We start from the raw sequence: 20,335 nt of genomic DNA, 5'->3' as shown, positions 1-20,335 counted from the left end.
CATTGATTTACAGGCTCAGTGAATAACGTCAATAGAGTAAAAGGAAGCGGCTACAAGGGAGCCGCTTTTTTTTGTGCACCAAAGCGATCAGCATCTACGCCTTGTTTCCAATAACCTACTGCAAAGGTATTTAGGCGATCAAAACCTAAGTCTTGCTGTAACATTGGCCGTAAAGTGCGGATCTGCGAGGCTTCTAAGCCCATAAATACATGACTATCGCTAACCATACCTGCGGCGATTGTATGCACTTGCTCTGCAAAGCTAATATTTGCTTCATCCTCAACATGCCAGTGGGTGTTGTCAGCAGCGTGATAGTCTAGCTCTATAATGTCGGCACGAGTGGGAACGGCGATTACTACCCTTACCTCAGCTTGTGGATTAAGCCTTGGCACATAGCCATTAATGGCGTTAACCGAGGTAATATCCCCCAATAGCAAATAACTGTGATGATTAAACTGGGTTAGCTTTAGTTGCCCAGGACCAGCAATGCTTAAATGCTCACCTAGCTTTGCTTGGCTCGCCCAGTTAGTCGCTGGCCCGCTGTGCCGATTTATTACAAAATCCAAGGCTAGCTCTTGGCTCACCGCGTTAAACCAGCGAATGGTGTAGGAGCGCATTTTAGGTTTTGAACTATCGCTGTTTGGCAATATCACCTTCACGTGTGCCCCTTCCTTAGATTCAGGAAAGCTTTTAAGACTGCTGCCTTTTACTACAATCCGCAGTAGGTGAGGAGAGAGTGGGATAAGCTGTGATACCTGAACGGGATACATTTTTGGCTTCATCGTTACTCCTAATGACTTGTACATTGCTTAATAGGTTGATAAAATCAACTATATTTATAAAGGTAGACTTAGTCAACTATTATTTGAGGTCTTATGAAACAGCAATCAATTTCTGATTCGGTTTTTTCTCTGGTTCAAGCATATCGAATTGCTATGCGCTCTGGCTTAAAAGCCCAACAACTAGGCTTAAATGCCATGCATGTGAGTTGTTTAAGTTTTATTGCCGCAAGCCACCATTGCACGGCTAACGACATTGTTAATCACTTTTCTCGCGATAAAGCGCAAATTGCCCGCTTGCTAAAAGAAATGATTGAAAAAGATTGGCTGAGAAAAACCGCCAATCCAGAAGACAAACGCAGCCAGCTCTTGTCTCTCACCAACGAGGGACAAGCGCTGGCAAGCTTAATTGAAGAGACCCAAAGCAAAGTGCAAAGCCAAATGTGTCAAAACCTGAGCGATCAGCAAATTGAGGAATTTGAAACGCTGGCAAAGATGATGGTGGGGAATCTAAATGAGATGGATCGTTAAGCTAGCAACTTAATATCTTATCTTGCCTTCAAAGCCTGAGTTAGCAGCAACCAACAGAGCAAGTGTGATAAAGCTAATAATTGAACTAGACTTGGCTAGAAAGCGATAACTTAGTTAGATAGTAAGTTACTTATTCTGCTGAAAAATAGGAGTTTTTATGCTGAGTGTTAGAGCGATAAAACGAGGGCTTGTTAGCGCGACCTTGTTGATGATGTCGGGTGTAGTAAGTGCTGCTAGTGATGGCGTAATCAGTGTGGCCAGCCAGCATGATGTAAACCAAACCGCAGAGCGTATGTTGAGCATACTCGAGCAAAAAGGCATGACAGTGTTTAACCAAGTTAAGCATTCTGATGGCGCAGAGAAAGTGGGTATTGAGCTTAGAGATACTCAATTGATTATATTTGGTAACCCTAAAGTCGGTTCACCTCTAATGAAGTGCCAACAGCTGATTGCCTTAGATTTGCCGCAAAAAGCACTTATTTGGCGAGATGAAGCCGGTAAAGTGTGGATTTCTTATAACGATCCTCAGTATCTCGCTAAGCGTCACCAGGTAGCTGGTTGCGATCCGGTATTTGGTAAAATCGCTGGTGCGTTAGCGGGCATTAGCAAGGCAGCCGCCAACTAATTCTTTTATCTTACTTAGCCAAAGTAGCATCCAGCTGCTTTGGTTCTTACTCCCTTAAATATGTTAATAAAACGTTATGTGATGCAATTGTCATATAAACGTTTTTGTGAGCATTCTCGCCGATAAAATATTGCACTTATTGACAAAAAATGCCCGTGTAGAGCGCTTGTTGATATAAAACAAGGAAAGCTCTTGTGATGCCTTTGTGATATTTACTTGACCGGTTGTTTTGCTTAAATTAGCTTTAGCAAGTGAATTGTTGACTTTTTAGTCAATTTTAAGAAAGGGAGTTTGTCATGATTAGTGGGTTTAAAAGTCGCAGTATCTCATTGCAGTTGCAGTTAGTTATCGGCCTGATCATTTTGTTAGGGTTGGGTTTAATGGCGGCGCTGGTTTACAACAAAGCCTCTAAAGCGCTGTTTGAACAAGCGATGGCTGATCATGAATCAAAAGTAAAAGCAGTTGCTTCTATGGTTGAAGGGCAATTTGCGTCTTATTTAGAGCGAGCTCAGGATTTAGAAGCTACCTTTCGAAATGGCTACTTGAGTGGCGTAGAAGTGGCTGAACGCACTGTTCAATTTGAGCAGTTTAGCGTTAAAGATGTTCATATACGTGGTGCCTCACTGATTGATAACAGTCGCTATGTGGACCGTTTTACCGCCGATACCGGCGCGGTTGCTACTTTGTTTAGTGCCTCTGGCGACGATTTTGTGCGGGTGAGCACCTCATTAAAAAATAGCCAAGCTCAGCGTGCGGTAGGTACCAAGTTAGGTTTAAATCACCCTGGCTATAGCACTTTAGTCAGTGGTCAAGCCTTTCATGCAAAAGTTACTTTATTTGGAAAAGACTATCTCACCTACTATAAGCCGATAAAAAACCAACAGGGCAAAGTAGCCGCCTTAAGTTTTATTGGGGTACCTATCGACCAAGCCACAGAAGAAATCTTCGATAATCTTTCACAAATTAAATGGGGCGATACCGGTTACACCATTGTGGTAGACAACGATGCTAGCCATTTACTCGGTAACTACTTATTACACCCAGAAAGTAAACCAGGTGAATCAATTATTGATCGTCGTGACTATGACGGTAATCAGCCATTTAAAGAAATCTTTAAGCAGCCTTCTGGTCGTTTGTTTTACCCTTATGAATACAATGGTGTAGTGGGTGAAAAATACTTAGTATTTGCCGAAGTACCTGGTTGGAACTGGAAAATATTGGGTGGCACCTTTGTTAGTGAAATCACTAAAGCTAGCCGCGATTTATTAGTGTTAATTGCTTTAGTTTCGGTTTCGGTAGCGGTAGTTGTATTACTGGGTTTGGCCTTGTTACTAAAACAAATGACTAAACCCTTAGAAGTATTAAGCGAAAACATGCAGCGCATGGGTAATGGTGAAATTAGCGTTAGTTTTCAGGATGGCCGAGCAGAATCAAGCAACGAAGTTGAGCAGTTAAGTGCTGGCGCGAAAGAGATGGCCAGTAAACTAAACGATTTGGTTGGAAGTATTCGAAATACCAGTAGTGCTCTGCAAGAGCGCTCCAGTGGTGTTTACCAAGATGCGGAGCATAGCTTAGGCCAGTTGGACAATCAGCAAGCGCAGGTTGACCAAGTAGCAGCGGCTATTGAGGAAATGTCATCCTCTGCTGCGTCGGTAGCGGAACAGGTTGAAGACATTGCTAGCAGTGTGCGCGCCGCCGACGGTAATACCCAGCAAGGGGCAAAACTGGTCGCTCGAATGGTTGGAGAGATAGATTTACTTAATGACCAATTAAAATCCTCGGCAGAGGCCATTGAGTTAGTAGGTAAAGAAAGTAACAACATTCAAGATGTCACTAAAATGATCAACGATATTGCCGACCAAACCAACTTATTAGCACTTAATGCAGCTATTGAAGCGGCGCGTGCCGGTGAACAAGGGCGTGGATTTGCAGTAGTTGCAGATGAAGTAAGAACGCTTGCCCAACGCACTCAAGAATCGGTTAAAGAAGTGGAAACCATTATCGCTAAGTTGCAATCAAGCACTAGCAATGCGGTGAGCATGATGAGCGAAAGCCAGAAACGTGGTGAGTTTTTTACCGAGCATGCTGCGCAAACTGGTGAAGCCTTAAATGGCATTACCGAGCAAGTTACCAGTATTGCTAGCCAGTCGGAAACCATTGCTGCTACTACCGAGCAACAAGCGCAGGTGTCGCAAGAAATTGCTGCCAATGCCTCACAAATTAGCAACCTTACCAGTGATAGCCGAAATACTGCGGCGCAAACAGCCAGTAGCGCCACCCAACTGCAAACGCTGTCGCAAGAGCTGCAGCAACAGGTGGCCCAATTTAGCTAGCCTAATATCACTACTTGGTAAATCGTCGGCGAAAGTCCCTTGGGCTTAAGCCGATGATTTTTATAAATACTTTTCTAAACGCTCCGGCGTCTTCATAACCTACTTGTTGGGCAATAGCTTCGGTACTTTGGGAGTTTGTTTCAAGTAACTCACAGGCTTTCTGAACCCGCAGTTTTTGCAAATACTGAATAGGCTTTAGTCCAGTAGCTTTTACAAAACGCCTTAATAAAGTTCGCTCTGTGAGAAAGCATTGCTCACACAGTAGTGCCACGTTGATGTTTTGCTGGTAATGGCTTTGTATAAAGTGCTGCACTTTAATGATGTCGTTGTCACCATGTTCAAAGTTTGGGTTAAAGCTTTGGTAGTAACGTTGTTCGCGCGGCCCAGTGTCTACAACTAGGCTTTTCCCCAATTGGCGCATGATGCTTGGCCGAGCGTATTGCGCGACCAACTCCAAACCCAAATCAACCCACGACATTAAACCGCCAGCAGTAATAATATCGCCATCGTTAATGAGAATTTTCTCACTGCGCAGCAGGCATTCAGGGAAGCGCTTAGCAAAGTCTGCAGCTAATGCCCAATGAGTAGTTACCGGACGTTGGTTTAATAAATTTGCCTTAGCCAATATAAATGCGCCAGCACAGGCCGAGCTTACTACACAGCCTTGTTTATGCTGCAACTTTAACCATTGCATAAGCTCTGGTGTTGGCGAGAGATAGTAATCATGATTAATGCTGGGTGGCACTATTACCGCTTGTAAGCAGGATGCTTGCGCCGTTAGTTCGCCATGCTCAACAATGTTACATTCAAAATGGTGGTTATATTGCTGTTGTTTAGAGGTACTGTTGGCTAACAAAAACATTTCTTGTAAGCCAAATATGGCGGCCTGAGAGGCGCCAGGGTAGCGAACAATAGTAATAACGGTAGTTGGTGTCATAAAAGTGATTACAAGGCATTTTTGTTGTTAAGCTTCGACCTAAAAAGTTTTGCTAAGTTGCTCCCTTGTGTAACATTTTGTTCTACTACGATTATTTCTGACTTTAGCCCTTATCTCACTTACATTTTGTTGATCAATTTTTGGCGGTATTACTTGTAATTTATAGCGAGTATCAGTAAAAGATGAACATCATTTTGTTAATCCCAAGCCATGTTTTTTAAGCGCACTACTTTTAAAGCTAAAATTACTTTACTGCTGCTGGCAGTGCTATTGGCTACCTGTTTAGCAAAAAACCTTGGCTTGAGTGTCACATGCCCCAGTGCGCATTTAGCGGATGAACAAACCTTTTCCAGCCAGGTATTAAACGAGCAAAGCTGTCACTTTACTGAACATTTACTTAAGCAATACGTTCAAACCTTAGAGCAAGTATTTGTAGTGGTGCTATTTGCCGCTTTAGCGCTGGTAATGCTGCCACACTTAAGCGCTTTTCAAACCTTTCTTAAACCTACTATTCCGCCTCCTCGGCGAATGTATCGCTCGGTGTGTCATTTTCGAGAATAAAAACTAACGGCAACCTTTTGCGTTAATGTTTATTTATTGGAGATGATATTGAAAATTTTATTACCTTGGCTGTTGTTATTGAGCTTAACGCCGAGCTTGGCGTTTAGCCAAAGCACGGGCTGGTTAACTAATCAACAACATCCACCTGCGCAAGTTCGGCTTATGCTTACTGGTGAGTTTAATCAGCAAACTAAGCTCTTGCCTGCAGTGTTGCAAGTGAAGTTAGAAGACGATTGGAAAACCTACTGGCGCTCGCCAGGAGAAGGCGGCGTTGCGCCCAGTATTCGTTGGGATGAGGCAAGCAGTGTTCAATCACTTGAATGGTTGTGGCCGCGGCCCGAGCGTTTTTCATTGCTGGGTTTGCAAACCTTTGGCTACCAACAAGCTGTGGATTTTCCACTGTTGTTAAGAGTTGATTCCAGCTCTCAGGCAGGCCCTATAAGCGGGGTATTAACCCTATCTACTTGCACCAATGTTTGTGTTCTTACCGATTACCCTTTTGCTGTTGATGTGGACTTAAAAGCGCTGCGCCCAGACAGTGAAGCGATGTATTTATACAACAAAGCAAAAATGGCGGTACCGCCCCTCGCTGAGGCTGGCTCTAGTGACTTTGTATGGGATGAAACCAAGCAGCAATTGCAGGTAACGTTGCGTGGTGAACATCAATGGCAGTTGCCGCAACTAGTGGTAGATGGTGACCCTGAAACCACCTTTAAACTGCTTAATTTGAGCCTACAGCCTAAGCAAGTAAGCGCGGTTTTTAGCGCTGAAAACTGGTTAGCGCAACCGATGCTCACCGACAAAGTATTGCACTTAACTATATTTGATAAGCAGCAGGCTGTTGAGTACCAAAGTAAGGTTGTTGCTGGGCAGGTAAGTGTAGAAGAAATCGCTTGGCCTAAGCTATTAGTGTTTGCACTATTGGGTGGTTTAATCCTCAATATTATGCCTTGTGTACTTCCTGTATTAGGCATGAAGCTTAGCTCGGTGATTACTGCCGCTAGTCACGACCAAGGGCGAATTCGCCGCCAATTTTTAGCATCAGCAGTTGGCATTGTTGTGTCATTTTGGATCTTAGCTGGCTTTGTTATGTTGCTTAAAGTTAGTGGCCAGGCTGTAGGGTGGGGGATTCAATTTCAACAACCTTGGTTTATAGGCTTTATGGTGCTGGTAACTGCGTTGTTTGCGCTAAATATGTTGGGGGCGTTTGAAATAAGCCTGCCGCCTTCTTGGCAAACGCGGTTAGCAACCAGCGGTGGAAATAGCTATGGCGGGCACTTTTTACAGGGGATGTTCGCCACTCTGTTAGCGACGCCCTGTAGTGCGCCTTTTTTGGGAACCGCGGTGGCGTTTGCTCTGGGAGCAGAACCCTTATCCCTAATCCTCATCTTTAGCGCATTAGCGCTTGGCATGGCGTTGCCTTGGCTACTGGTCGCAGCATTTCCAAGCTTAGCAAAAGCTTTACCCAAACCCGGTAAATGGATGAAGCAAGTAAAGCTGGTTTTTGCTTTGATGTTGCTGGCAACTTGCTTATGGCTGTTAAGTTTACTAGCCAATTTTTTATCTGGTGTTGGGGTGTTACTTGTAACTGCCGTGGTAGTGCTGACCTTTGTTTGGGTACTGCTTAAACAATACGGCGCTAAAGCATTGCTGATAAGTTTTAGTGCCTTGATGTTGCTTGGTGGCGGCGTTGCATTAGTGGGCGCAATGACGAGTGAGCGCTGGGCAAAAGTATTGCCTAGCGATTTGGTTTGGCAGCCTCTCCAACAAAGCAACATTGCCGAGCAAGTGGCGCAAGGCAAAGTCGTGTTGGTTGATGTGACTGCTGATTGGTGCATTACCTGTAAGGCAAATAAAGTGGGGGTGCTGCTTCAAGATCCTACTTACAGTCGGCTAAAACTAGATACCGTGCATTTAGCTAAAGGTGATTGGACTAAGCCCTCTAGTGAGGTAAGTGCCTTCTTACAACGTTACCAACGTTTTGGCGTGCCGTTTAATATTGTCTATGGCCCTGCCGCGCCAAATGGTATCGCTCTCCCCGTTATTTTAAGCCATCAGGTGATTGAGCAAGCACTTGCTCAAGCTGCCGGTGATGCATCTCTTTTTCAGGATTGAATTTATGAACTCTTTGATTTTTGTCGTCGCAAAACCAGCGCTATCTAGCTTGCTGTTGAGTGTAAACAAGCCTACCTTTTTTGCGGAGGAACGCTCATGTTAAGTAAGTTATGGTCTGTTTTTAAGCAAATCATCACCATGGTGCTTTTTGTCACTGTGGTAGGCATTGGTGTAGATTTCTGGCGCTCACAAGATTTACCAGAAGGTGAGTTGCCCAACTTAAGCGCAGTTACTCTAGGCGGTGAGGCAATAGATCTAAAGAAGCTAAGCAAAGATGAACCAGTATTGATTTACTTTTGGGGATCTTGGTGTGGCGTATGTAATTTTGTGAGTCCGGCGGTAAACACCATGGCTAAGCACTTCAATGTAGTGACAGTTGCATTACGTTCTGGCGAGCAAGCCAAGGTACAGGCTTATTTAACACATCATGAATACCAGTTCCCAGTGATTAACGATCCGCAGGCTAACTTGGGCGGGCAATGGGGCATTTCGGTAACGCCAACCTTGATGGTGGTTAAAAATGGAGAGCTAAAACACTATACCGCGGGTTTTACCACCTTACCGGGTATGTGGTGGCGTATGCTAATGGCATAAGCCCCGATATTGAAACTAGGCTGCTCTGCTTAGCGTGTTAGTTGTGCTCAAGTAAGGCAGCATCATCAATAATTTGTTGATAGGCACCAGATTGCTTTAGTTTCTGTAGTCCACGATTAAAAGCAGCCAACAATTGTTTACTACGTTGTTGGTTGTTTTTTGAAAAAATTACATGCGTATAAGTTTGTTGCACCGATTGAGGGTGGTGGGTGAATAGAGCTGCTTTTTCTGCAGGAAAGTGCTGCTTGATTAATTGATAGCCAACATGAATATCGGAAGGAAATACGTCAATTCTACCGACGAGAAGTTTCTTAAGGTTTAGTAAATCAGAAGAAACATACTCTACTTTTAATTCACTTTTTTCAGCTGCTAGATCAAAGGCATAGCCGTAAGTATATTGCTCTGTTGCACCTATTGTTAGCTGTTTTAAACTGTCTATATTGTGCCAATTAAAGGGCTGCTGACTTAAGTGAAAAAACACTTTGTTGTGCCAAAAGACCGGCTCACTAAATAGCACTGCCTTTTCTTTGCTGGTGGTTTTTGCCCATGTTAAAGAGCCATCTACCTTGCCCTGTTCAACATACATATAGGCTCTAGCCCAAGGTAAGAATTGATATTGCACTTCATAATTTTCTAGGGCAAAAGCTTGACGAACTATTTCAGAATAGAAACCTTGATGCGCTAAAGACTTAGATGTAAAAGGGGGCCACTCTCCATTAGAAAGGGTAACGAGCTCGGCAGCTTTTGTAGGCAGGGCTAGCAATGCAAACACAATGATGGTTTTGCAAACATAAACAAAGTAATAAAAATAGCTGCGCACATTTACTCCATGTCTGTTTGCTTTTTAATCATCCGTGTTGTTCTAATTAAAGCAGTTATTGCGGTCTTTTTACAGCTTACTGATAGTTTTATGCCTTCTGGTGCCTTAAGCGCGCACATAGTGGCTTTGTACTAGCTCGTTTAGCAAGACCTTGGTTTGCTTGTGCTTAAAGCTTTGGCTTTGCAGTAGCTCCCCGAATAACGGCGCTCCGCCGCCTAACAAAATGGGGAAACGAGTAAGAATAAGTTCATCAATCAGCTCTTTTGCCAAAAACTGTTGAATGGTAATGCCACCATCAATGTATAAATTATGGTAGCCCTGTTGGTTGAGCGATGTTACCAGTTGCTTAAGCTCGCCGTTTACAATGCGTACATCGCCAGTAAAGCCTTCTGGTAATTGCTTTAGGCTGTTACTCAGCAGCATTACCGGTTTGTTGTAGGGCCAATCAATGCCAAAGCTCACTACCTTCTCAAAGGTATTTCGCCCCATAACTAAAGCGTCGATACCCGCCATAAACTCGCCGAAGCCTAAGTCTCCGCCATCGGGGTTCGCAACACTTTCTAGCCAAGCTATATCTCCCTCTTTGTCGGCGATATAGCCATCAAGGCTTAGGGCGATATATACGATATTCGACATGGTGTGTTCTCCAGTTTACTTGCTGAAATGCACTTGCTAAAAGCTAACTGCTGAGTTTACAGCAACTAGGCTTATTTCAAGTATAGGCGCCCTATCACAGGTAATTACTGAACTTTTAGTTGTGGTTAAGGAAAATCGATTTCACTGGCGCTCTCTAACCATGTGGGATGTTTTTGCATAATTGAGCGAAACAATGCTGAGTCAATAAACTGTTTTAACCACGCTTGCAAATGTGGATAGGGGGCTTGCTCAAACCACCTTAGATCGACCGAAGCAAATTGACGAATAAAAGGCAGCAATGCCAGATCTGCTAGGCTCTGCTGTTCGCCCATTAGATAAGGAGTGCGGCTAAGCTGTTGTTCAAGCTCTTGCAAAAATGCCTCACCTTGTTGGCGGTAGTCTTCTGGGCTTTGCTCCGGAAAACGCACCGCGTATTTATACTTATCTAATAAAGGCTTAAATTGCTCATCATTGCGCTGCACCCAATCTAGCATCTTCTGGAAATTAGGGGAAAGCCAAGCCTTGGGATCGTTTTGTTTAAGTGCCCAAAGCATTATCTCAAAGCTTTCTTCGATGACTTGGCCATTGGCTAATTGCAAAACAGGAACAGTGCCTTTGGGGGATATTTCCAGCATTTCTGGCGGCTTATGTTTGAGGACTATTTCGCGTAGTTTTACTGGTGTTTGGCTAACTGCAATAGCTAACCGCGCTCGCATGGCGTAGGGGCAGCGGCGAAAAGAATACAAAATAGTGGACATAAATAACTCTCAAACATGGCGTAGGCCGACCTTACCCAGTTACCTTTTATCACGCAAGTGATTGGTTTAAAGGCTTGCTAAAAGTAACACTTAGCACTATCACTAATTCATTATTAATGCATTTCATATTATGCGGCTAGCGGTCGCCAAAATAAGTTAAGGATGACTAATGGAACATCGAACGCGCAGTGTGGGCATTGTAGGTGTAGGCAATGTTGGTGTAGCAGGGGCTTACGCTCTGTACTTACGTGAAGCTTGTGAAGAGCTGGTTTTGGTAGATATGAATAAGGCTAGAGCAGAAGGGGAAGCCTTAGACTTAATGCATGGGCAGGGTTTAACTGGCAGAATGCAAGTTAGTGCGGGTGAGTTCTCGGACTTGGCCCGTTGCCAAGTTATTGTTGTTACCGCTGGAGTGGGACAAAAATCGGGCGAGAGCCGCTTAGAGCTATTAGAAAACAATGCCAAAGTATTTAAATCTATTGCTGAACAACTCGACCGCTACGCGCCTAGCGCCATTGTGGTGGTGGCTAGTAATCCGGTAGACGTATTAACGTTTATGTTGCAGGAGCTGAGCCAGCGCCCTAAACACCGAATTATCGGTACCGGCACTATGCTAGATACCTCACGTTTAAAAACATTGTTGGGCGAAATGTATCAAGTCGATCCGCAATCGGTGCATGGTTACATTTTGGGTGAGCATGGCGATTCGGAGTTGGCGGCATGGTCGACGGTGAGCATTGGAGGCTTAGCTATTCAAGGACAAACGGTATTTGGCGTAAGCTATTCTGCTAGCCGATTAGAAGAGCTAGCCGAGAGTGTTAAGCAAGCCGCTTACAAAATTATTGAAGGGAAGGGCTACACCAACTTGGCAATAGGAGTAGTGATTGCACGTTTGGTTGAAGCGATATTGGATGACAGCAAAACCGTGTTGCCAGTATCGGTGCGTTTAAGTGGCGAATACCAACTTAGCAATGTAGCCCTTAGTTTACCGGCGTGTATTGGTTTAAAAGGGGTTGAGAAGTTGATTGAGCTACCACTTGAAAGTGATGAGTTAGCTGCTCTGCAGAAATCAGGTGAAACGATGCGAGAAAGCTTGAGCAAGATTGGATTTTAGTTACAAAAAAGGAGGCGCTAGCCTCCTTTTTAGATCAAGCTACAAGCTAGCTGCGGGTTAGTTACATACTGCGCCGCTTACTACCGGGATTGGTGCTGGTTGGTTCGCCGCTCCTTTGCTACCTTGCAAGCCAAAGCTTACCGATTGGCCAGGTTGAATTTGACCATTCCAAGCCAGTGAGCTTGCGCTGTAAGGGTTGGCACCACTAACAGTGGCGTTCCAAGCGCTGGTCATACTTGAACCATCGTTATAACTCCAGCTTACATCCCAAGAGTTAATGACTGCGTTAGTATTGTTGCTAATGGTAATACTAGCTACAAAGCCAGAGTTCCACTCGTTATCAACAGTGTAACTGCAGTTAGCGACTACTGGAGCTTCGGTTACGGTAATGACTTTACTGCTAGTATCTACTCCGCCTTTACCATCATCAACACTTAGCTCGGCAGTATAAGTACCTGCAGTTGTATAACTATGGCTAGTGGTTTCGCCGGTGGCTGTTGCGGTATCACCAAAGGCCCAAGCATAACTAAGCGTATCGCCGTCTGCATCGCTTGAGCAACCTGCGTCAAAGGCAACTAGGTCACCAACATATGCACTGCTTGGTGAAGCAGAAAAACATGCTTCTGGAGGAAGATTGCTATTGGGATCTTCTACCGTAATGGTTACCGTTGCAGGCTCTGAAGTGAGTTGTTCATCGTCGGTAACGGTATAGGTGAAGCTATCTACGCCGATGTATCCAGCATTTGGCGTATAGGTCACTTGAGGACCGTTTCCAGTAACAGAGCCATTAGCTGCCTGAGTAAAGGCATAACTAACAATGCTGCCGTTACTGTCGCTACCCTCAAGGGTAATGCTAAGTGGAGTATCCAAATTGCCGTTAACTTCTAGGTCTTTGGCTGTTGGTGGGCAGTTGGCATCACAGATGATGGGGAACAAATCTTCGTATAGTGCGTTGGCGGTGGCAACATCTACTTGAGCCCAGTAACGGTGGTAAGTATAGCTTGGGTCGCGGTCTTCGCTAATGGCTGTTTGCAGTTCTACATAGCCAGGATCTGACTCGTTGTAGAAAGGACGCATGCTAGTAAAGGTAGTATCTGCATTTAACTCTGCACCTACACCGTTTACACCGCTCCATCCGGGAGGAAAGTAAACCGAATCGTTGATTCTTTCCCGGTAATCGCCACGACTTTCTGGAGCTGCTACACCTTTATCGGTGCGATGGTTTGCCCAGAAACGATCTAAGATCATTTGCGCGGCGTCTTTCGCTCCTTGGTGTACTTGGCCTTGGTGTTTCTCTTCAGCAGCTGCGTAGTACATTAAGGCTTTGGCTAAACTGTGTGCTACACCAACATCTTGGTTTTGCGAAGTAACTGTAACGTGTAAGTTGTTGTTAGCTACCGGGTTAGCGGGGTCCCATTTCTCTGGTAAGCCACTAAACTCTAGGCCTGCAGCGAGTTTTACATCGTCATTACTAAAATCTAGCACGGCTAAACCAGTGGCCGGATTGCTGTCTAAAATCCAGCTTATCCATTTATCCATTATCGCTTTAGAGCGCGCTTCGCCAGTTATGTAGTAATACTCGGCTACGCGCTCGGTGCCCCAAGCTTGCCAACCAAACCACGTGCCCGAACCAGGGTCTTCATAAACGGGGTTTTCATCGTAAACCATGCCATAGAAAGTGGCATTTTGGCGCTCTACTGGGTAGGTGGAATACGTGCCGTTCCAACTATTGGTGGCTCCCCCAGAAAATGCACCTTCTGCAGATTGGGTCCATTGGAAAAATTCTAAAGAACGCTCCAAACCAACGGTCCAGTCTTCTACTGAGTTAGGCGCCAGTGGTTTTAGCTCGGGGATTTGCGATAGCGCATACGCTGCCATCGGGTTTTGATATGCGTAGTGAATATGGCTTGAGCCTATGCGCCAGCCCCAGTTTTGAGTGGTATCAATTGGGCCGCCCCAAGAGTAATACCAAGACATTAAATAGTGCGCAGACTCGTAGCCTACACCTGCGCTACCTTGTTCATCTTGCGAGCCAATTTTTTTGAAGTATTTGTCAAACATTGCCAAACGCAAGTAGTCACCCATTTTGGCGGTTTTAGCCATTAAACCTGGAGCAACCACTTCTGGGTCTACGCCTTGATCCTTCATCCACTGTAAGGCCCAATACATCACTTGTACTACGCGCGCGTCTGCGTCGGGCGCATTGGTGTAGCGCCATTGTGCGGCTGGGGCTTGCGGCTCAGAAACAAAAAGGTCTAAAAAGCCATATTCTCCACCCCATTTAAATTCTTCCCATGATGGGTGAGGCACAGTTTCCCACACCGATTCTTGTTCCCCTCGCTGGAAGGTATTGATGTAAGAAGGAGTAGAAACACCATCGCCAAGGTTGCCATATTTGTAAGTATTATCCATGTCTAGCAACCAGTGCATGCCGTACACATCCCAGGTGCCATAAGTTGCAGCTAGCCCTGCGCTAATTGGGTCTTCACCCACTGCTGCACCAGAGTCTAGCGCTAGAGGATAGCTAGAGGGTAGCGGCCCTTCCGGTACATAAGTTGCCTTACCCGAGGCATAGTTCGCTGCGGTGGGCTGCATTTCTGAAGTAGGAATAATCTGCTCTTCAATTATTCTCCAAGCTTCAATTAAGGGTTGCCAATCACCGGTGATTTTACCGTGCACTGCTTCTAACCAAAGAATATAGGAATAAGCTTCCGAGGTTGATTCGTGGCCGTGATCGGGGGCCTCAATAATAAAGGTTTCTACCGAGTGGTAAGGACCACCATCAGCACTTAAATAACCATTAGCAGGGTTATAAATTTCATTACGTAGTTCAGTAAAGCGGTCTTGATATACACCAGCATTAGCCATGCTACTCAAACCAGCACTGGCAAGGGCGGCAATAACAGATAAACGTAATGAGTGGTGTTTGATTTTTCCTGAAAAGCCGGTGGTTTGTTGTGGCTTTGTCCAGGATGTTTTAGATAAAAACATGTGAATCTCCGTTTCGTATGAAAACTCATCATTAAGATGAGCGAGTATCATCAATAGCCGACGATTCGTTACCGCATAGCTTGGTGCTGTAAGCTAATTTTCCGTTCGCTAGCTATTTACCTTTTGCTTTGCATGTATGTTCATTCAATTTATTTGTAAGAATTGCTAGCGTTTGCTCTTTGGCAATGTCTTTGCGGCAATCTTGCCCTTACGGTATTGACTAATCACATAATTCCCTCATGCGAATAAAGGTATAAGTCAGCTTTTTGATTTTTATTATGTGATTTGATAATAATGATCGAATGTGTGAGAGCAGCACAAACTTAGTGAGTGTTAAGAAATATTAGGCCGATGTTTCAGAAGGTGAGTGGCTCAAAATGAGATCTGGATTTATCACCTGTTGCTTAGCAAGGTGAGTAGATTGCGAAGTGGGTTCTAGTTTGGAGGAAATGCTCATGCTGTTGGTATTAAACATGAAAAAAGGAGGCCTAGGCCTCCTTTACTTACGGATTATGAAACGAACATTGGATCTTAGTTACACACAGCGCCAGTTACGGTTGCCACAGGAGCAGGTCCGTTAAATACCGCTTTATTACCTTGCAGACCAAAACTTACTGACTGGCCTGGCTGGATGCGTGAGTTCCAGCTTAATGAGCTAGCAGAGTATGGATTGCTACCACTAAAGTTAGCGTTCCAACCGTTGCTCATTACCGAACCGTCGGCGTAGTTCCAGTTAACATCCCAACCATCAATCACTTCGTTACCGTTGTTAGTAATGGTTATGGTTGCAACAAAGCCAGCGTTCCAGTGGTTTTGCACTTCGTACTTACAGCTAGCGCTAGAAACCGGCGCTTCGCTAATAGTGATAGTAGTGCTAGAGGTATCTACACCACCATTACCATCGTCTACTGTTAGTACTGCATTGTAGCTACCCGCTTGTGAGTAGCTATGTTGAGTTGAAGCTCCACTGCCATTGCTGTTGTCGCCAAAGGCCCAGTTATAGCTTAAGTTATCGCCGTCTGCATCGTTTGAGCAGTTAGCGTTAAAGCTAATCGCGTCGCCAACATTAGCGCTGGTTGGGGTAGCGGTAAAACACGCTTCCGGAGGCAGGTTGCCAGCAGGCTCTTCAATGGTGATAGTTACGTTTGAAGTATCTACGCCACCTTTGCCATCACTTACTGTTAACACTGCATCGTAGCTGCCGGCCGCTGCATAACTGTGTTTAATGCTTGCACCGCTGCCGCTGCTGTTGTCGCCAAAGGCCCAGCTGTAGCTTAAGGTGTCGCCATCCGTATCTGTTGCACAGCTTGCGTCAAAGCTAATGATATCGCCTACCATCGCACTGGTTGGTGTAGCAGTAAAACACGCTTCTGGTGGCAAGTTACTGTTTAGATCTTCAACAGTGATAGTAACCGTAGCGGGAGCAGAGCTTAGTTGCTCGTTGTCGGTGACGGTGTAAGTAAAGCTATCAACACCTACAAAACCATTTTGCGGAGTGTAAGTAACTTGTTTACCTGTGCCGCTTACTGTGCCGTTGCTCGCTTGGCTGTAGTTGTAAGACTCTACCGTGCCATTGCTGTCACTGCCTTCTAGGGTAATGCTAGTTGCTGTGTTTACCGAAGTTTTAACTGCAATGTCTTTAGCGCTTGGGGCGCATCCGTCTGCACAATCAGCTTCAGGGAACAATTCAGCATACAAGGCGTTTGCAGTTGCAACATCAACTTGGGCCCAGTAACGGTGGTAAGTGTATGTTGGATCGCGACCTTCAGCTAAAGCATTTTGCAGCTCTTGATATCCTGGATCTGATTCATTGTAGAAAGGACGCATGCTAGAGAAAGTGGTGTCGGCATTTAAGTCTGCGCCAACCGCATTTTTACCGCTCCATCCTGCAGGGAAGAATACTGGCTCGTTGATGCGTTCTGCATAGTCGCTGCGTGTTTCAGGAGCCGAAACACCTTTATCTGTGCGATGGTTAGCCCAAAAACGATCCAAAATCATTTGTGCAGCATCTTTAGCACCTTGATGAACTTCACCTTGGTGTTTCTGTTCTGCTGCAGCGTAGTACATGAGGGTTTTAGCTAAGTTGTGCGCAACACCCACATCCTGTCCGTGGTCAATCACTTCAACATGAAGGTTTGTGTTGGCTTTAGGGTTAGCAGGATCCCATTTCTCTGGAACACCAGTAAAGGCTAAAGTCGCAGCGAGCTTTACGTCGTTGTCACTAAAATCGAGAACTGGTAGACCTTTTTCTGGCGTAGCGTTTAGCACCCAGCTAATCCATTTATCTAAGATCGCTTTAGCGCGTGCTTCGCCAGTAATGAAGTAGTATTCAGCTACCCGCTCTACACCCCAAGTTTGCCAGCCGAACCAAGTGCCAGAACCTGGATCTTCATAAACTGGGTTTTCGTCGTAGGCTAAACCATAGAAGGTATTGTTAGCACGGTCTGCTGGGTAGGTATCGTATTTTCCGTTCCAACTGTTGGTGGCACCACCAGAGAATGCACCCTCAGCTGACTGTGTCCATTGGAAAAATTCTAAAGAACGCTCTAGGCCAATATCCCAATCTCGAACTGAGTTTGGTGCTTTAGGTTGTAGCTCGGCAATTTGCGAGAGTGCATAAGCCGCCATTGGATTTTGGTAGGCAAAGTGAACGTGGCTAGAACCAATACGCCAAGCCCAGTTTGCTGAAGGATCAATGGGACCGCCCCAAGAATAGTACCAAGACATTAGGTAGTGAGCAGAGTCGTAACCTTGGCCAGCGCTTCCTTGCGCATCTTGCGAACCAATCTTCTTGAAGTATTTGTCAAACATGGCCAAACGCAGGTAATCACCCATTTTGGCTGCTTTAGCCATTAGACCTGGTGCAACAACTTCTGGATCTTGTCCTCGTTCTTTCATCCATTGCAATGCCCAGTACATCACTTGTACTGCACGAGCATCGGCATCTGGCGCATTGGTGTAACGCCATTGCTTAGCAGGCGCTTGAGATTCTTTAACAAACAAGTCTAAAAAGCCGTACTCACCGCCCCAACTAAAATCTTCCCAAGATGGGTGTGGCACAGTCTCCCATACCGACTCTTGTTCGCCACGCTGGAAGGTGTTGATGTATGAAGGCGTAGATGTTCCGTCTCCCAAATTACCGTACTGGTAGACATTGTCCATGTCTAACAACCAGTGCATACCGTAAACGTCCCAGGTACCGTAGGTTGAAGCTAGGTCGGCACTGATTGGGTCTTCACCTACAGCAGCTCCGTTAGTTAGTGGAAGGGGATAGCTAGAAGGTAGCGGGCCTTCAGGAACATAAGTCGCTTTAGCGTTCGCGTATTTATCGGCCGTAGGCTGCATTTCCGAAGTAGGAATAATGTGGTCTTCAATAAGAGCCCAGGCGTCGATAAGCGGCTGCCAATCACCGGTTAGTTTACCGTGAACAGCTTCTAACCAAAGAATGTAAGAATACGCTTCAGAGGTTGATTCATGCCCGTGATCTGGCGCTTCAATAATAAAAGTTTCGATAGAGTGGTAAGGGCCACCGTCGGCACTTAGATAACCATTTTCTGGTGCGTAAATTTCACCGCGAATTTCAGCAAAACGATCTTCATATACCGACGCATTAGCGATACCAGAAAAGCTAACCCCAACAAGGGCACTAACAATTGCGGCGGTAAGTTTAGAGCGTCGTATTAATCCAGTAGCTTGATTTGAACCGCGTAAATGGTTCGAACCTAAACGTTTAGCAAATTGCATTGTAAACTCCATTTCAAAAAATAAACCCTAACGACAGGGTATTGCTGTCACCTTTAAAACACATTGGTCACTGTTGCCGTGTGTGGCTTTCTAGCCGCATCATCTAGCTACAGATTTTTATACAGCCTAAAAAAACGGAATCTATCGCCAAGCTCTTGGCTAGTTTGAGCGTGTTGTTTTTTTACAAGGGGAGTTAACACCTAGCCAACAGATCGAACGATAAATCCGGGCTAAAGAATCAAACTTATTAATAGAAATATCTATAGCTGTTTTGATGAACAAATCTGGCAGCGTGATGTAAAACATTGAATGGATAAAAAACAATCTACATTTAGAGTTTGTTTCATATGTTATTGCATAAATATGTGATTTTGATCGCGATAGGTGTTTGAGGTGATATTGATTTTTTAACGGATTTATACCAATTTCAGCTTTGTTATAGATATTAACTTATGACTTATACTGGCTGTTTTTATAGTTTTATTTCATTATTATTAATGATTTATATGTATTCTTGTGTCTGTCTTAATGAGGTATTTTTACCAATAACTGCATTTCTTTGTGTTGTTGTTTAAATAAATGATGATGAATATTAAATGGTAAATATTCATTTTTGTCAATTGTTATGTCCCCAATTTGAGACAGTGTTTTCTAAAGTGAGCTGTGGGCTTAAGAATAAAGGCTACAAGCGAATAAATTGCTTAGTTCATAAATGTGGAAGACTTGCGTTGTCATAAATTTGAGACAGTTTTTAGTTAAAGCTGAAATACAGCCGAGGCAGTATTGAGGTTAAGGCTTCAAAAGCATCGCACATAGTGAAGTTTAGATTTTAGTCGCAACAATCAAAGCCATGAATGTTCGCTACTGGATTGTTCGGCTCTTTGAATTATCGTTTAAGGCCCATTTTGCGAAGGGGTTTCTTTAACCTTCATCGATTTTAAGAGCGTTATTTTTGCCAAGCCCTTAGTTAGCAGAAGTGTTTTGCTTGTGTTGCTTATGTGTCACTACTCTAGCGCCTATTACTTACTTCGGTAACGCTTGGTTGTTTGGTAAACTTTTGTTCGCAAGGATTAAAAACACGTATAAGTTCAAGGAATTGTTGTGATCTCTAAGTTACCTCGCTGGGTTGAATATGGAACGTTTTTGCTAGCGTTGAACGCGGGTTTTATTAACGCTGTGGGCTTATTGGGATTTAAGCACCAGTCGGTTTCCCATTTGTCTGGAACGGCCACTTTGCTGGGTACGGGAGCAATGAGTGCTGGCTTTAACGACTTGTTATATTTGTTTGGCGTGTTGTTTAGCTTTGTTATGGGCGCTGCAGTTTCTGGCTACTTTTTACGGGGTGAAGCGTTAAAGCTGGGGCGTAATTACAGCGCTTTACTTTGCTTAGAGGCTACGTTTCTTTGTGGCGCTAGCTATCTACTAATCGGTGACTTTTCTTATGGGATCTACTTAGCATCCGCCGCGTGTGGTTTACAAAATGCCTTGGCAACTACCTACAGTGGTGCTGTTGTCCGCACCACTCACGTTACTGGTATATTTACTGATTTGGGGATTATGTTGGGGGCTGTTCTTCGCGGTGACCCATTTGATAAACGGCGCGCACTGCTGTTCTCGCTCATTGTGCTAGGTTTTATACTCGGTGGCACTTTAGGGGCATTTGGCTTTGCTAACTTGGCGTTTTTCTCTTTATTGATACCAGCTGGAGTATGTTTGTTTTTGGCGCTGTTCTATTCGGTTTATAAGGCTAAACATAAAGCGGTGTGAGTACCGCTTTATGTTTATGTAAAAGCCGTT

15 protein-coding genes are annotated in these 20,335 nt (G+C 44.7%); 8 read left to right on the top strand and 7 right to left on the bottom strand.

From position 1 onward, the window contains the following. Window positions 1-50: 50 nt before the first annotated feature. Window positions 51-782, bottom strand: coding sequence for a siderophore-interacting protein (locus ACYFDN_RS03830; RefSeq protein ID WP_483510036.1), 732 nt, complete (start codon window positions 780-782; stop codon window positions 51-53). A gap of 93 nt (window positions 783-875) precedes the next feature. Between ACYFDN_RS03830 and ACYFDN_RS03825 the strand changes: the two genes are divergently transcribed. From ACYFDN_RS03825 to ACYFDN_RS03815, 3 genes are all read left to right on the top strand, one after another. Then, window positions 876-1,310: a MarR family winged helix-turn-helix transcriptional regulator gene (locus ACYFDN_RS03825; protein WP_483510035.1), complete on the top strand. Its 435-nt coding sequence runs from the start codon at window positions 876-878 to the stop codon at window positions 1,308-1,310. Between the two features lie 157 nt (window positions 1,311-1,467). Next, on the top strand, window positions 1,468-1,935 hold the full coding sequence (locus ACYFDN_RS03820) for a DUF302 domain-containing protein (protein ID WP_483510034.1): 468 nt from the start codon (window positions 1,468-1,470) through the stop codon (window positions 1,933-1,935). 296 nt (window positions 1,936-2,231) lie between these two features. Beyond that, the gene (locus tag ACYFDN_RS03815; RefSeq protein WP_483510033.1) at window positions 2,232-4,268 is read left to right on the top strand and encodes a methyl-accepting chemotaxis protein; all 2,037 of its coding nucleotides are present in this window, start codon (window positions 2,232-2,234) and stop codon (window positions 4,266-4,268) included. A 10-nt stretch (window positions 4,269-4,278) separates the two neighbouring features. Here ACYFDN_RS03815 and ACYFDN_RS03810 read toward each other — a convergent pair whose 3' ends face one another. Continuing rightward, entirely contained in the window at window positions 4,279-5,205 is a 927-nt protein-coding gene (locus ACYFDN_RS03810; protein WP_483510032.1) for a GlxA family transcriptional regulator, read from the bottom strand. Window positions 5,206-5,415: 210 nt separating this feature from the next. Here ACYFDN_RS03810 and ACYFDN_RS03805 point away from each other — a divergent pair, with 210 nt between their 5' ends. From ACYFDN_RS03805 to ACYFDN_RS03795, 3 genes are all read left to right on the top strand, one after another. Then, window positions 5,416-5,766 (top strand): hypothetical protein, encoded by a 351-nt coding sequence (locus ACYFDN_RS03805; protein WP_338624975.1) that lies wholly within the window; start codon window positions 5,416-5,418, stop codon window positions 5,764-5,766. A gap of 42 nt (window positions 5,767-5,808) precedes the next feature. Further along, window positions 5,809-7,881 (top strand): protein-disulfide reductase DsbD family protein, encoded by a 2,073-nt coding sequence (locus tag ACYFDN_RS03800; RefSeq protein WP_483510031.1) that lies wholly within the window; start codon window positions 5,809-5,811, stop codon window positions 7,879-7,881. Window positions 7,882-7,977: 96 nt separating this feature from the next. Further along, on the top strand, window positions 7,978-8,475 hold the full coding sequence (locus ACYFDN_RS03795; RefSeq protein ID WP_483510030.1) for a protein disulfide oxidoreductase: 498 nt from the start codon (window positions 7,978-7,980) through the stop codon (window positions 8,473-8,475). A 37-nt stretch (window positions 8,476-8,512) separates the two neighbouring features. Here the strand turns inward: ACYFDN_RS03795 and ACYFDN_RS03790 are convergent, their stop codons facing one another. From ACYFDN_RS03790 to ACYFDN_RS03780, 3 genes are all read right to left on the bottom strand, one after another. Next, a complete protein-coding gene (locus ACYFDN_RS03790; protein ID WP_483510029.1) occupies window positions 8,513-9,295 on the bottom strand; it encodes a substrate-binding periplasmic protein in 783 nt (260 codons plus the stop codon). Window positions 9,296-9,400: 105 nt separating this feature from the next. Next, a complete protein-coding gene (locus tag ACYFDN_RS03785) occupies window positions 9,401-9,931 on the bottom strand; it encodes a dihydrofolate reductase family protein (protein ID WP_472588839.1) in 531 nt (176 codons plus the stop codon). A gap of 125 nt (window positions 9,932-10,056) precedes the next feature. Beyond that, window positions 10,057-10,689, bottom strand: coding sequence for a glutathione S-transferase (locus ACYFDN_RS03780; RefSeq protein WP_483510028.1), 633 nt, complete (start codon window positions 10,687-10,689; stop codon window positions 10,057-10,059). A gap of 169 nt (window positions 10,690-10,858) precedes the next feature. Between ACYFDN_RS03780 and ACYFDN_RS03775 the strand changes: the two genes are divergently transcribed. Next, window positions 10,859-11,803, top strand: coding sequence for an L-lactate dehydrogenase (locus ACYFDN_RS03775; RefSeq protein ID WP_483510027.1), 945 nt, complete (start codon window positions 10,859-10,861; stop codon window positions 11,801-11,803). Between the two features lie 57 nt (window positions 11,804-11,860). Here the strand turns inward: ACYFDN_RS03775 and ACYFDN_RS03770 are convergent, their stop codons facing one another. Beyond that, window positions 11,861-14,794 (bottom strand): glycoside hydrolase family 48 protein, encoded by a 2,934-nt coding sequence (locus ACYFDN_RS03770; protein WP_483510026.1) that lies wholly within the window; start codon window positions 14,792-14,794, stop codon window positions 11,861-11,863. A 531-nt stretch (window positions 14,795-15,325) separates the two neighbouring features. Continuing rightward, window positions 15,326-18,538, bottom strand: a complete 3,213-nt coding sequence (locus tag ACYFDN_RS03765) for a glycoside hydrolase family 48 protein (RefSeq protein ID WP_483510025.1) — start codon at window positions 18,536-18,538, stop codon at window positions 15,326-15,328. 1,101 nt (window positions 18,539-19,639) lie between these two features. Here ACYFDN_RS03765 and ACYFDN_RS03760 point away from each other — a divergent pair. Then, entirely contained in the window at window positions 19,640-20,305 is a 666-nt protein-coding gene (locus ACYFDN_RS03760; RefSeq protein WP_483510024.1) for a YoaK family protein, read from the top strand. Window positions 20,306-20,335: the final 30 nt, after the last annotated feature.

Source organism: Agarivorans sp. D1326, from assembly GCF_056958115.1.
Note: the sequence above shows the minus strand (reverse complement) of the source record. Positions and strands in the feature narration are given on the sequence as shown.